The following is a 12,490-nucleotide window of genomic DNA, read 5'->3' on the forward strand; positions in this document are numbered from 1 at the left end:
GTACTCTCCTTCTAGAAATTCCGGATTCGAATGTAGACTCTATATAATTTAAGCAAATAACGACGCAAAGGTAAAAAATTGACCCACAATTTTTGGACAAATTGTATAAAAGGCGTGTAAAGAGATCTTTTGTAACCATTTGGATGCACAACATGCGTTACTTTAGCATAAATTTGTTTACGTTCAGCATGTTCACGGCCCTGTAAATTGCCGTCACCCATCAAAGTCACATGGTCGCCCGCTATTTCCATAACACGGTGAATCACATACCGGTTGTCGTCTGTCTTCGCAAGCACCACATCCATCGGTTTCACGTTTTCCGGACGAACAAGCGCTACACTGTCGCGGCCACCTTCAATAAAAGGCCTCATGCTTTTTCCGTTCACCGGGAAAATCACCTCGAGCCCTTCGCCCACAAGGCGAATTGCCTCGGAAAGAATCATCGAATCATCTTTCTTTTGCATTTCATTTCCCGTTAGCCCGAAATCGTCTCGCAGCACAGCTTTGCCGCATTTTCGTCGGGCAAGCATTCCAGGTACCACACCGGCACATTCATCGCCAAAGCGTTTTCTGTCTTATGCAAGCCGTCGGCAATAACCGATTCCCAGCGTTTGCCCGAAATACAAGGGACCAAAGCAGCGTACGCCCGCACGCCGCGCAAACGTTCAATCTTGTTGTACGGAGCCTGCGAAAGCATCACGAAGCCGCCCAACGGATAAACCTCATTCTTGTAGCAAGGCGTCTTTCCGCTCCAAGGCGACCCGTAAACGCGCGTAACGCCATTCCCTTCCGCATCGTTTTCAATACGCACCACGGGATTGTCGTCGTTCAAAAGTTCCGAGCCCTCGTTGTACTTGAGCCATAGCCTTGCATGCGTACTCTTGCCCGTACCGCTCTTGCCCAGGAACATGTAACCCTTGTCCTCGTAATTTACGACAGCCGCATGGAACAGCGCCGTATTATAAGGCGCCGACGCAATCGCGTAAAGCACCATAAGCGCATTGTTCACGGCAAACTTGAGCAAGGCCGCAGCCGTACCTTGCGGTATAAACAGGGTTGCCGTCTTGTAGTCTTTTGAACAAACTAACACACCCGTTTTTTTCTTTTGCAAACGAAAATCAAACACCGAATTTTGCCCGGCGGTAAGTCCGCAAACAATCTGCTGGCCCTCTTCATCTTGGCAAAGTTCTTCGGTATATGCAGGAGATTCGCCATATTCCACACGCATTAAAAAAAGCCCTTCACCCGCTTTTTCGGTAGCAAACGGAGCATAATTGTCCATGCAGTCAGCAAAAAAATTCTCGCTAATATTTTGAGAAACTTCAAACAAATGAAGCGCCACCTGATAACGGCGTGCGTTTCCTGCAGAAATCATAGGGCAATTCTCCTGCGCTTAATGCGCTTTGGAATCAACGAAATAGTCGCACGCCAGTACTTGAGTTCCTTAAATACGGCGTTCACCGGGTCAAAAGTAAGCCACGAAAGGGCTTGCAAACGATCCTTGAACCAGCGAACAAAAACATTCTTGGGTTTAGGAACTTCTTTATGTTGTCCAAAATTACCACCTGCAAGAGCAAGTTTCAAAAGTCGCTCGCCACGTTTGCGGTCTGGCGCACAAAGCATCAATTCACGTTCAAGCCCGAGCACCTCTTGCAACACCCACATTACAGCACCGCAAGCGCGCATCATGCTTAAATTTTTCATGACACCGACAGCCGCATTCCGGTCGCCTTCGGTAGAATGCCTGAGCAGCATCAAGTAGTCGGTGTACTGCCTGAATCCGAGGCCGCCCGAATAAAAATGTTGCTGCAAATGCGCAAGCTGCATCACAAGTGCAAATTTGATCGACGGCGAATAAAAGCCCTCGGGAACAAGCGTCGCTTTACGAATTTCTTCATTCAAGAATTTTTGAAGCGCCCCATTGCGGAACGGGATTCCCGATGCAGGCTTGAAATGCACCTCCACCGTGACTCCATCCTTATTTTTGGGCAAGTGAATATGGTGCCGCGAATAGGCATGGTCATCGGTTTCCGCATTCAACAAATTCAACTTATAAAGCAATTCGGTTACACCCTTGCGGCCGCCCTCGACCCAAATATCGATATCGCCACACTGCCTACCCAGCGGATCCGGATAAAGCCTTGCATTGGCAGGGCCCTTGAGCACCGCATTCTTGCGGCCAGCACCGTCAAAAATCTGCGTCAGGCGAGCAGCCTCTTGGTTCAAGAGAGCATTCATGCCCGCAGTGCCCTCGGCATCCATGGACCAGCGCAACAAAAGAGCCCTTGTAGGCCTGAAATCTTCCGGAAGTTTCTTGACCGCGTTAAAAACGATGCCCAAGACACTCTGGCGCTTCGCCAGCTTATAAATAGCCTTCCAGTCTTCTTCGGAAGGCGCCTCCTCAAGCCCCTGCAACTTGCCCGTCGTATCGAGCGCAAGCTGCAACAGTTTAAACAAGAGCTTGTCTGTTTTCTTCAGAATTAAACCCATGGCCCAAAGATAGAAAAAAGGGACCGAAACCGGTCCCAGAAATTGCACTAAACATTTATATCAAACAATGGGATTACTCTCGTTACCAAGATACGCTGCGCCACCAGAATACAACAACAGCGCGGCCTTGGTGCGGCGAACATTATAGATTTCCATCTGAGGCTTTTCATACTTCTTTTTCGTTTTCATACAGATCTTCACCATCAGTAAAGTTTCGTTAAAAGACGAATTCTAATCAGCACACTCAGGGGAACCGGTACAATCTAGAACGTCACCACCACCGCTATTCTGAAGAATCGCCCCCTGGACGTCAAAAGTAATGACATCCATCTGCGGCGCTTCGTATTCTTTCTTAGAACTCTTTTTTTCAGCAATTTTCATTTTCACGCACCACGTTTTTACCTAATAATAGTTTTTTTCCCGTTCTTGTAGTAGGTTCCCTTCGCGGTCGGCTTGGAATTCATGCTTCGGCCCTTCAAGTCGAACCAGCGGTCCATGCGAACCTCGCCCGTAACCGTGTTGAGTTTGCCCGTTTGGACAACAACACCATTCTCGTCTTCGATTTCAATATCAAGTTCGCTCGGAAGAAGGAAGCTATTCTGGTCGCCGAGAGCAGACTTTGCCAAGGCTTTCGCCTTATGATAAACGAGGTAGGCACGCATCGGATTGCTCCAGGCACCTTCAGTTGTTATCACGAATTCGCCCAACTTTGCCCCACTGCATTCCTGGTTAGCAAAGACATAGATGGGGTTTTCGTCGTCCATTACAAACTTGGTATAGTTATAGAGTCCCTTGAATTCCCATGCACCCGAAGTAGTTTCTTCGCCCTTAGTCGTCGTGTTCAAGGTTACAGACTCAGCAATGTCAAAAGTCACCTGAGGAGCCGAAGGCAAGACTACATAAGGCGTATTAGGCATGACTTTTCCCGCTTTAACCACCTTAAATTTCCAGCGATTATCTTCTTTCACAACCTTCTTGAACTTGTATACAGTCGCATTCTTAACATTGGCCGTATCAATCTCAAACGGAACATACAGCGTAGAAATCTTGTTCACGTTGAACGAACGATCCAAAGTCACGCTATTGACCACAATGTCAGATGCGATTTCAACAGTATCAGCCTCTTCAGGATTCGGGGTTCGATCGCCACCATAGTTGCCATTGATGACGGCAGTACGTGTAGTCACAATTTCGCCGTCCACCTTGGAGTTAGTTTCCGTGACGGTAATTGCGCCATACTTCGTTTCAACAGATTCCGGAATCCACTTGGCGTAGAAGGTCGTATCGCCTGTAGAGCCCTTGGCAATACCTGTCACGGCATCGCCTTCGAATTTTGCGTTAGTAAACCAGCCACCAAAGATGTAACCAGTACTGTCTGCAGGCTTCCTTAATGTAACATTATCATCAACAGTATACAAAGAATCACAATAGGATTTATCCGTTCCAACATAAGTAATCTTGTATATCTTGTTCAATTTGCCATACAATGTCAAATTTCCAATCGTTCCAGATTCGATTTTCGTCACTTTTTTAGTAAACTTTTTGTCACTAAACCATCCACCAAACCTATAGCCTTCTGGTACAGAAGAAGCATACTTAATTCCCGTACTAGTAAGAACCGTATACGTTTCTGGATTCTTAGGGTCATTGACACATCCTTCACACACATAAGTAATCGTGTATACGATAGGATCGCTCCATGCAGGATAAAGAGTAAGAGGAGCATCATCTTCGTAACTCGCACCAAAATCGTAGACTTTTGCTCCGTTCGTATCAGTCGCCCAACCAGTCTGGGCATATCCCTTACGGTTGAAATAGCCTGCAGTATCCAGCGTAAAGGGCTTTCCATGCTCTTTGAATTGGTCCGTAATAGCACCTTGAGAATTGTTGTCAGCTAGGTACATGATCCTGTATGATTTCTTGGTCCACTTGGCATAGAAAGTCTTGTCGCCAGTCGTTCCCTGAATCAACTGGGAAGCCGGGTTGGTGAAATTGGCATCGTAGAACCAACCCTCAAACACATAGCCTTCAGAATCGGCCGGAGCAGCCAAGGCAAATGTCGGCGTTTCAATGGTATAGAAAACTGGATTTTCACCCGCATTTGACACACCATTCATTTCGTAAGCAATCGTGAACGTATCGAGCACCCATTTTGCATACAGGATAATGCTCTCGTGAATTTGCGCTGCAAACTGATAAGGATTCTCGCCTTCTGCATCCGTAAACCATCTATCAAATACATAACCAGTATCCGCAATCGGATCAGTCGGAGTTGAAACCGTATCGCCGGCACCTACGCGGACATAATCCACAGTTGTCCGACCATGTTGATTGGCGTTATAAGTCACCGTATAGGTTTCCACATCAGTCCATACAGCGTACAAAACAAGACTATCAGATGCGGTCACTGTATCCAAAGAAACCGAGTCGCTTTCGAGAGCCCCTTCAGTCAATGCCCAACCGGTAAAGTAGGACCATGTTTCACATTCATCTTCTGTTCCTGACACATATTTTTTGCAGCGAGTTGTAGGTAAAGCTCCTAGACCTTCCACTGTGATAACTTCGCCATTAGCCACTTGCTTGGTTTTGGACTGTTCTCCCAACGAGAAAGATCCCGGAGCAACATTGAAAATGATTGTATTGAGTGGCGCCCAAACAGCATAGAACTTTGTTGATTTGGAAACAGTCCCCAAATTTTCGAGTGATTCTGTAGCATCGGCAGTTGCAGCCCAGCCTTCAAAAGAGAATCCATTTCGTGACGGCTTGCCGACTTCGTTATCGGTAATCGCCATTCCACTAGCCAAGTAAATATTCTTGGTTACTACAGAACCGGCAAAAGCACCACCATTTGCATTGAAAATAATCTTGTAGCCGTCGGCACCGTAACCGTTCAAGGAAAGTCCTGTTTGACCTACGGACCAAGGTTCTTCTTTACAGGAACCATCATCGTTTGTGCCATTCAAAGCGCAAGCAACGCTATCAGCATTGGTTTCGTCGACCTTTTGTGCATTTGCTTTGGCACTGTCAATTAAACCGGCAGTCGTGACATTTGGAGTACAATTCTTTTGACAACTCGAGCCACCAACACCGGCAATGTCACCACCTTCAAAATAATTATTCTCTGTAGTGATAGTCCCTGAATAAACGTTTCCAGTAATACCTCCAGTAAGACCATCTGTTCCAGTATTCACAAGACCCGGGCCAGCATACACACAAGAAGAAACCGAAACATTAGTCTTAGTGATGCCGATAATGCCACCAACATATGCAAGACTACCGCTAGTATGAATTTCAACAAGACTCAAACAATTTGATATAGTTCCCTTCTTGGCGTTACCGACAATACCTCCAACGCCTTGACCATTTCCCGTCGTCCTGATGGTTCCTGAAGCCGCTACACAATCCAGAATTTTATTGGCTCCATTTTCATTCATCCAGCCGACAAAAGGTCCCACAGAAATCTGGCTATCTTCCCTTCCCAAAATATCGCCAGCATTAGTCGCAGCCTGAATATCAACGTTCTCAAGAATTAAATTCTTGACTGTTCCGCCTCCAAGCACAGCGATAAAACCAAGATTTTGAGCGTACTTTTTGTCTATTTGAGCAAGTTCCGATCCGTTGATGTACATGTTCTTGATCACATGACCATTACCATCAAAAGTTTTACTGTATTTCGCATTACCATCTCCAGGCGCAATCGGAATCCAAAGATGCCCGCCCAAATCAATATCGGCAGTCAACTTCGCGTTGCCACTATTATAGTTCTTAGCATACCAAGCGAGCTTTGCCTCGGTATCGATGATATAGTAATCACCTTCTTTTGTCGGCTGAACCGCATCGGCATATTCACCGCTCCACGCCGCAAAAGCCTGTGCTACAAACAACATAATGGCGCATACAAATACACCACAAAATCTATTCGTGAGAATATTCTTGTCCATCAAAACCAACCTCGTTTTTATTGACGCGCATAATATAGACTTATCCCCACAAAATTCAAAGGGATTTGCGTCACACTGCGTTTAACAAAAAAACAACACCTGCGAAATTTGTGCAAAATCGCCATTTATAAGATTATTTTAAGATTTCTGTAAGAAAGAAACTACTTTACAAAGTGTCGTTTTCAGCTAAAAAAACGGCAGTTTTGGGGTCATTTTTGCAGATTTACCCCTATTTCGGCGCCATTTTGCGCGTCAACACGCAATTTTTCTACATTTTAGCCCGAAATTTGGCGTCTTTTTACCCGCATTTTTTACGAGTAACGCCGCAGATTTTAAAGACACAAAAAGAGGATTATTATGCCGAAACTTCGTTCGCTCAAGACTATGGAAGGCCGTGAAATGGCCGGTGCACGCGCCCTGTGGCACGCAACTGGAACCAAGGTGGAAGACTTTGGCAAGCCAGTGATTTGCGTGGTGAACAGCTACACCCAGTTTGTTCCGGGCCACGTTCACCTGAAGGACTTGGGCCAGGTGGTCGCCCGCGCGATTGAAGCCGCCGGCGGTGTCGCGAAGGAAATGAACACCATCGCCGTGGATGACGGTATCGCCATGGGCCACGACGGCATGCTCTACAGCTTGCCCTCCCGCGATTTGATCGCTGACTCTACCGAATACATGGCTAACGCCCACCGCGCCGACGCCCTCGTGTGCATCAGTAACTGCGACAAGGTGACTCCGGGCATGCTCATGGCCGCCATGCGCCTCAACATTCCGGCAATCTTCGTGAGCGGCGGCCCGATGGAAGCCGGTCACGTGACCACGAAGGACGGCAAGGACCGCGCCCTCGACCTGATTGACGCCATGATCGATTCCGCCGACAGCACCATCAGCGACGAAGACGTGGCCGCCATCGAAGCGAACTCCTGCCCCACTTGCGGTTCCTGCTCCGGCATGTTCACCGCAAACTCCATGAACTCCCTCACCGAAGCGCTCGGCCTTAGCCTCCCGGGTAACGGCACGATTGTTGCCACCCACGCCGAACGCAAGAAGCTGTTCGAAGCCGCCGGTAAGCGCATCGTGGAACTCTGCCACCAGTATTACGATTTGAACGACGACAGCATCCTCCCGCGCAGCATCGCCACGAAGGACGCCTTCGAAAACGCCATGCGCCTCGACATCGCCATGGGCGGCTCCTCCAACACAGTGCTTCACTTGCTCGCCGTGGCTCAGGAAGCGGGCGTCGACTTCACCATGAAGGACATCGACCGCCTTTCCCGCAACACGCCGTGCATCTGCAAGGTGGCCCCGACCGTTCACAACATCCACATCGAAAACGTGAACCGCGCCGGTGGCATCATGGGCATCCTCGGTGAACTGGACCGCATGGGACTCCTCCACAAGGACGCGAAGACCGTCCATGCGAAGACCATGGGCGAAGCTCTCGAAGTGAACGACCTGAAGCGTAACCCCAGCGAAGAAGCCAAGCAGCGCTACCTCGCAGGCCCCGGCCGCAAGTACAACCTGGTCGCCTTCTCCCAGAACTTCATGTACCCGGACCACGATTTGGACCGCGCTACGGGTGCTATCCGCGATGGCGAACACGCCTACACCAAGGACGGCGGCCTCGCTGTTCTATACGGAAACCTCGCTGTCGATGGCTGCATCGTGAAGACCGCCGGCGTCGATGAATCCATCTTCAAGTTCACCGGCCCCGCCGTGGTGTTCGAAAGCCAGGAAGATGCCGTGAAGGGCATTCTCGACCCGAATGTGGTGAAGGCAGGCGACGTGGTCGTGATCCGCTACGAAGGCCCGAAGGGTGGCCCCGGCATGCAGGAAATGCTCTACCCGACCAGCTACCTCAAGAGCCGTCACCTGGGCAAGTCCTGCGCCCTCCTTACCGACGGTCGTTTCTCCGGCGGTACGAGCGGCCTGAGTATCGGCCACGCTTCTCCGGAAGCCGCCAACAAGGGTAACATCGGCCTCGTGCACACGGGCGACGTCATCGAAATTGACATCCCGAACCGCAGCATCAACGTGCAGCTCACCGACGACGAACTTGCCGCACGCCGCAAGGAAATGGAAGCCCGCGGCGCCAAGGCATGGCAGCCGGAACACCGCGATCGCGTTGTCAGCAAGGCATTGCAGGCTTATGCGGCAATGGCCTCAAGCGCAGATAAGGGTGCCGTGCGCGATTTGTCTCTGATTGGAGTAAAGTAAGAAAAGGAGATCCCGGCTCTGGGCCGGGATGACAATCAAAAAAAGTCAAAAAGACTGAGAAGAAAATGGATTCTCTCCTTAAACCTTTTATGAATTCCCGCAAGGTGTATGTTCCGGGAAAAATGTACCCGGACATCCGCGTGGGAATGCGCGAAATTTTGACTGAAGACCCCGAAACGCCGGTAGTTCCCGTGTACGACACGAGTGGCCCTTACAGCGATGTAGATGCCAAGCTCGACGTGACGAAGGGCATCGAGCGTTTCCGTGAATCGTGGATTATGGAACGTGGCGACGCCGAACAGCTCGACGACATGACGTCGGCTTATGGCCGCGCCCGCCGTGCAAACCACGAACTCGACCACCTGCGCTTTAACGCGGAACACCACCCGCTCCGCGCGAAGCAGGGGCATCACCTGACGCAGCTCGACTACGCCCGCAAGGGAATCATCACCAAGGAAATGGAATACGTAGCAATACGTGAAAACCAGCGCCTTGACGAGTTGCAAGCTCAGGGCAAAATCAAGATTGAAGGCTCCCCCATTACGCCGGAATTCGTGCGCGACGAAATCGCCGCGGGCCGTGCGATTCTGCCGGGAAACATCAACCACCCGGAATGCGAGCCGATGATTATCGGTAACCGCTTCCTCACGAAAATCAACAGCAACATCGGCAACTCCGCCATCACCTCTTCTATCGAAGAAGAAGTCGAAAAGATGGCCTGGTCCGTGCGCTGGGGCGCCGACACCGTGATGGATCTTTCCACCGGAAAGCACATCCACGAAACGCGCGAATGGATTATCCGCAACAGCCCCGTCCCTATCGGAACGGTGCCTATCTACCAGGCACTCGAAAAGGTGAACGGCAAGGCCGAAGAACTCACGTGGGAACTGTACCGCGACACGCTCATCGAGCAGGCGGAACAGGGCGTGGATTACTTCACGATTCACGCGGGCCTCTTGCTGGAACACATTCCGCTCACGGCCAAGCGTACCACGGGTATCGTGAGCCGCGGCGGTTCCATCCTTGCCCTCTGGCAGATGCGCCACCACCAGCAGAACTTCTTGTACACGCACTTCCGTGAAATCTGCGAGATTCTCGCCGCTTACGACGTTGCCGTTTCTTTGGGAGATGGTCTGCGTCCGGGAAGCCTCGCCGATGCCAACGACGCGGCCCAGTTCGGTGAACTGGACACGCTTGGCGAGCTCACGAAAATTGCCTGGGAATACGGCGTGCAGGTGATTATCGAAGGCCCGGGTCACGTGCCCATGCACAAGATTCAGGACAACATGGCGCGCCAGCTCGAAAAGTGCCACGGCGCCCCATTCTACACGCTAGGCCCCCTCACCACCGATATCGCACCCGGTTACGACCACATCACATCGGCCATCGGCGCGGCACAAATCGGCTGGTACGGCACCGCGATGCTCTGCTACGTGACGCCCAAGGAACACCTCGGGCTCCCCGACCGCGACGACGTGCGCGCAGGTGTGGTCACCTACAAGCTCGCCGCCCATGCGGCCGACCTTGCAAAGGGCCATTTCGCAGCGCAATTCCGCGACGACGCCCTTTCGCGCGCCCGCTTCGACTTCCGCTGGAACGACCAGTTCGCGCTATCGCTCGACCCCGAGAAGGCGATGGAATTCCACGACAAGACGCTCCCCGGCAGCCAGGCGAAGGCAAGCCACTTCTGCAGCATGTGCGGGCCGAACTTCTGTTCAATGCGCATCACAAGAGCCGTCCGTAACTTTGTTGCAACAGGTGAAGTCGGCGACGTCTAGCGGCAAAGCCGCAATGTGTAATGTTAGCGTCTATGGCGCAATGTGAAGTGTGTAATGTGAGATGAGTAATTTCACATCACACATTCCACATCCCACATTAAAATTCCATGCCCTATTTCTTGTTCTTTACGCACCGAAGCGAATATGCGTTCCCGTCGAAATCTTCTTCGTTCTTGAAATCATCCTTGCTGTTCACGACATACCAGTAAGCGGCTCCAGAGCCTCCACCGCCTTCGGCCGCCCAGAAATACGCACTCGTTCCGAGTTCCGTGTATTCGCCGTCGTTGCGGAAACGAATCCCCGCCGGCAAAGCGTTAAAGCCGCTCGCATTGTTGTTCTTGGTCATGTCGCCCTGAGCCCAGCCTTCGCGACTCTTGAGAGCCGCCGCCAAGCCCTTGCGTTTGTTAATTGCAAACTGTCCAAGTCGCATCCATTCCTCTTGCCGCGGAATATGCCAGCCATCGGGGCAAATACCCTGATGTTCTTCGACAACGGCCCCCTGCGACACGCTATCCAGCGAATTCTCGATAAAGTCTTCGGGGAGTCTCATCGCCACATGCCACGGATAAAGCCTTCCGTAATTGCGGCAACGGATATCCTTATCCTCGTAGCAAAAGCTCCCCGGCGCGGCAAAGCGCAGGTTTTCCGCCATCCAGACATCTTCGCCCACAGCCAAAGTCTTGTAGCGGTTATCGTCTCGCTTGTCGTAAATCGAAGTACTGTCATAAATTTCATCAATGTCCGGCGGATTCATCAGGCAACGCACCGGATACGCCTTATTCTTCAGACTCGAATCCATCACGAAGTCATCGTTGTTATTCGGAAGCGTCCAGACGATTGCCCGCGACGAATCAAGTTCATTCACCGTCCAGAACCCTGTAAAGGTTCCAATTCCGGAATATGCCGAAACAGTATCAGCGGAATCGCGCACACCGGAGGCCAGCGCCGTAAACCCGAAACCGTTTTCGCCCATGAGCGCAAGATCGCTTTCCATCCAGGTTTCTCGGGCACGCAAGTTCGTACCCACGCCCACCGCATCGTCAATATCCTTCAGGTAAATATTGAGCCTGTAAAAATCAAGCGATGTCGGCACATGCCAACCGTTGGGGCAGACGTCCTTCATCTTCGCCGCTTTCGTAATATTGGTCGCAGCCTCCCACGTGTAAAGGCGCCCAAACCGTTCGCAGTTTTCTTCCCTGTCGTCGTAGCAGTAGCTACCCGGCACCTTCACGTTCAAGTTATTGACCATCCACACCTGATCGCCAATATGAATCGTAAGCACGGCCTTGTTCTGCACATTGACCACCTGCGGAATCACCTTCGGGCGTGGCGGCGGAGGCGGTTCCCTAAAGGGGTACACCTTGTTTTCGATACAGCGGATAGAGGCGCCATCGTCTTTGGATGCGTAGATTTTATCGAAGGACCTAGAATCGTACAGCAACCCCCAGTAAATCGCACCCACGTTGTCAATTTCGGACGAAGACCAAAACTGCGCCGAAGACTTCAAGTCCATAAAGCCGGTATACTCGTTACGCACACCCGCCGGCAAGGCATTAAAGCCGAATTCGTCGGAACCCGCAGGCACGCGCAGTTCCTTTTCCCACAATTCAGGAGACTTAAGGCTCAAACCGACGCCATCACTCTTACCGATTCGCCCCACATAACGCTTTAAAGTCACCCAGTCCTTGTTGGCCGGCAAGCGCCACCCCGCAGGGCAGGCATCATGATACGTTTTCCAGTCCTTTTGGGTAAAATCAATGTTCGCAATGGAATGGTTGTTGTAAAAATCCACCAGGCGCATCGCCATCGCCCAATTGTACAACCTGCCATACGTTTCGCAATTATAATCGCGACTGTCGTAGCACCAGCTCCCCTTCACGTTAAAGCGCAAATTCTCGGCAAACCAGCGTTGGTTTCCGATCTGCACCGTCTTATACACGCGTCCGTCGCGCTTGTCATTGAAATCGGGCATTTTCAGGACATGCGCACTCGCAAGTCCCGCTCCGCCCAACAACATCACCAATAAAAACGCCTGTATCTTCATTTTCGCCCTCTTACCAAGCA

The 12,490-nt window shown here is 51.0% G+C and carries 9 protein-coding genes; 2 read left to right on the forward strand and 7 right to left on the reverse strand.

Features of this window, described 5'->3' with window-relative positions; genetic code table 11:
* Positions 1–11 precede the first annotated feature (11 nt).
* From BUC02_RS10335 to BUC02_RS10350, 6 genes are read right to left on the reverse strand one after another with little or no spacing between them, the layout of a single operon-like run.
* Entirely contained in the window at positions 12–464 is a 453-nt protein-coding gene (locus tag BUC02_RS10335; protein WP_073322506.1) for a S24/S26 family peptidase, read from the reverse strand.
* An 11-nt stretch (positions 465–475) separates the two neighbouring features.
* Entirely contained in the window at positions 476–1,375 is a 900-nt protein-coding gene (locus tag BUC02_RS10340; RefSeq protein ID WP_073322295.1) for a hypothetical protein, read from the reverse strand.
* Entirely contained in the window at positions 1,372–2,490 is a 1,119-nt protein-coding gene (locus BUC02_RS10345) for a nucleotidyltransferase domain-containing protein (protein WP_073322507.1), read from the reverse strand. The genes BUC02_RS10340 and BUC02_RS10345 overlap by 4 nt, the downstream gene beginning before the upstream one ends.
* A 60-nt stretch (positions 2,491–2,550) precedes the next feature.
* Entirely contained in the window at positions 2,551–2,679 is a 129-nt protein-coding gene (locus BUC02_RS16635; protein ID WP_256375153.1) for a hypothetical protein, read from the reverse strand.
* A 42-nt stretch (positions 2,680–2,721) separates the two neighbouring features.
* Entirely contained in the window at positions 2,722–2,871 is a 150-nt protein-coding gene (locus BUC02_RS16230) for a hypothetical protein (RefSeq protein WP_175549837.1), read from the reverse strand.
* A 17-nt stretch (positions 2,872–2,888) separates the two neighbouring features.
* On the reverse strand, positions 2,889–6,377 hold the full coding sequence (locus tag BUC02_RS10350) for an InlB B-repeat-containing protein (protein WP_175549838.1): 3,489 nt from the start codon (positions 6,375–6,377) through the stop codon (positions 2,889–2,891).
* 411 nt (positions 6,378–6,788) lie between these two features.
* On the opposite strand from BUC02_RS10350, the gene ilvD reads away from it, so the two are divergent.
* A complete protein-coding gene (gene ilvD, locus BUC02_RS10355) occupies positions 6,789–8,648 on the forward strand; it encodes a dihydroxy-acid dehydratase (protein WP_073322299.1) in 1,860 nt (619 codons plus the stop codon).
* Positions 8,649–8,713: 65 nt separating this feature from the next.
* Positions 8,714–10,426 (forward strand): phosphomethylpyrimidine synthase ThiC, encoded by a 1,713-nt coding sequence (gene thiC, locus BUC02_RS10360; protein WP_073322301.1) that lies wholly within the window; start codon positions 8,714–8,716, stop codon positions 10,424–10,426.
* A 112-nt stretch (positions 10,427–10,538) separates the two neighbouring features.
* On the opposite strand, the gene BUC02_RS10365 is transcribed toward thiC, so the two are convergent.
* Positions 10,539–12,470, reverse strand: a complete 1,932-nt coding sequence (locus BUC02_RS10365) for an FISUMP domain-containing protein (RefSeq protein ID WP_175549839.1) — start codon at positions 12,468–12,470, stop codon at positions 10,539–10,541.
* Between the last annotated feature and the right edge of the window lie 20 nt (positions 12,471–12,490).

Origin of the sequence: Fibrobacter sp. UWOV1, assembly GCF_900142495.1 — a bacterium.
Taxonomy (GTDB): Bacteria; Fibrobacterota; Fibrobacteria; order Fibrobacterales; family Fibrobacteraceae; genus Fibrobacter.

Excerpts from the sequence above, each read along its gene's own strand:
- BUC02_RS10365 (WP_175549839.1), bottom strand. The coding sequence starts at position 12,470 with ATGAAGATACAGGCGTTTTTATTGGTGATGTTGTTGGGCGGAGCGGGA.
- ilvD (WP_073322299.1), top strand. The coding sequence starts at position 6,789 with ATGCCGAAACTTCGTTCGCTCAAGACTATGGAAGGCCGTGAAATGGCC.
- BUC02_RS10335 (WP_073322506.1), bottom strand. The coding sequence starts at position 464 with ATGCAAAAGAAAGATGATTCGATGATTCTTTCCGAGGCAATTCGCCTT.
- BUC02_RS16635 (WP_256375153.1), bottom strand. The coding sequence starts at position 2,679 with ATGAAAACGAAAAAGAAGTATGAAAAGCCTCAGATGGAAATCTATAAT.
- BUC02_RS16230 (WP_175549837.1), bottom strand. The coding sequence starts at position 2,871 with ATGAAAATTGCTGAAAAAAAGAGTTCTAAGAAAGAATACGAAGCGCCG.
- BUC02_RS10345 (WP_073322507.1), bottom strand. The coding sequence starts at position 2,490 with ATGGGTTTAATTCTGAAGAAAACAGACAAGCTCTTGTTTAAACTGTTG.
- thiC (WP_073322301.1), top strand. The coding sequence starts at position 8,714 with ATGGATTCTCTCCTTAAACCTTTTATGAATTCCCGCAAGGTGTATGTT.
- BUC02_RS10340 (WP_073322295.1), bottom strand. The coding sequence starts at position 1,375 with ATGATTTCTGCAGGAAACGCACGCCGTTATCAGGTGGCGCTTCATTTG.
- BUC02_RS10350 (WP_175549838.1), bottom strand. The coding sequence starts at position 6,377 with ATGTTGTTTGTAGCACAGGCTTTTGCGGCGTGGAGCGGTGAATATGCC.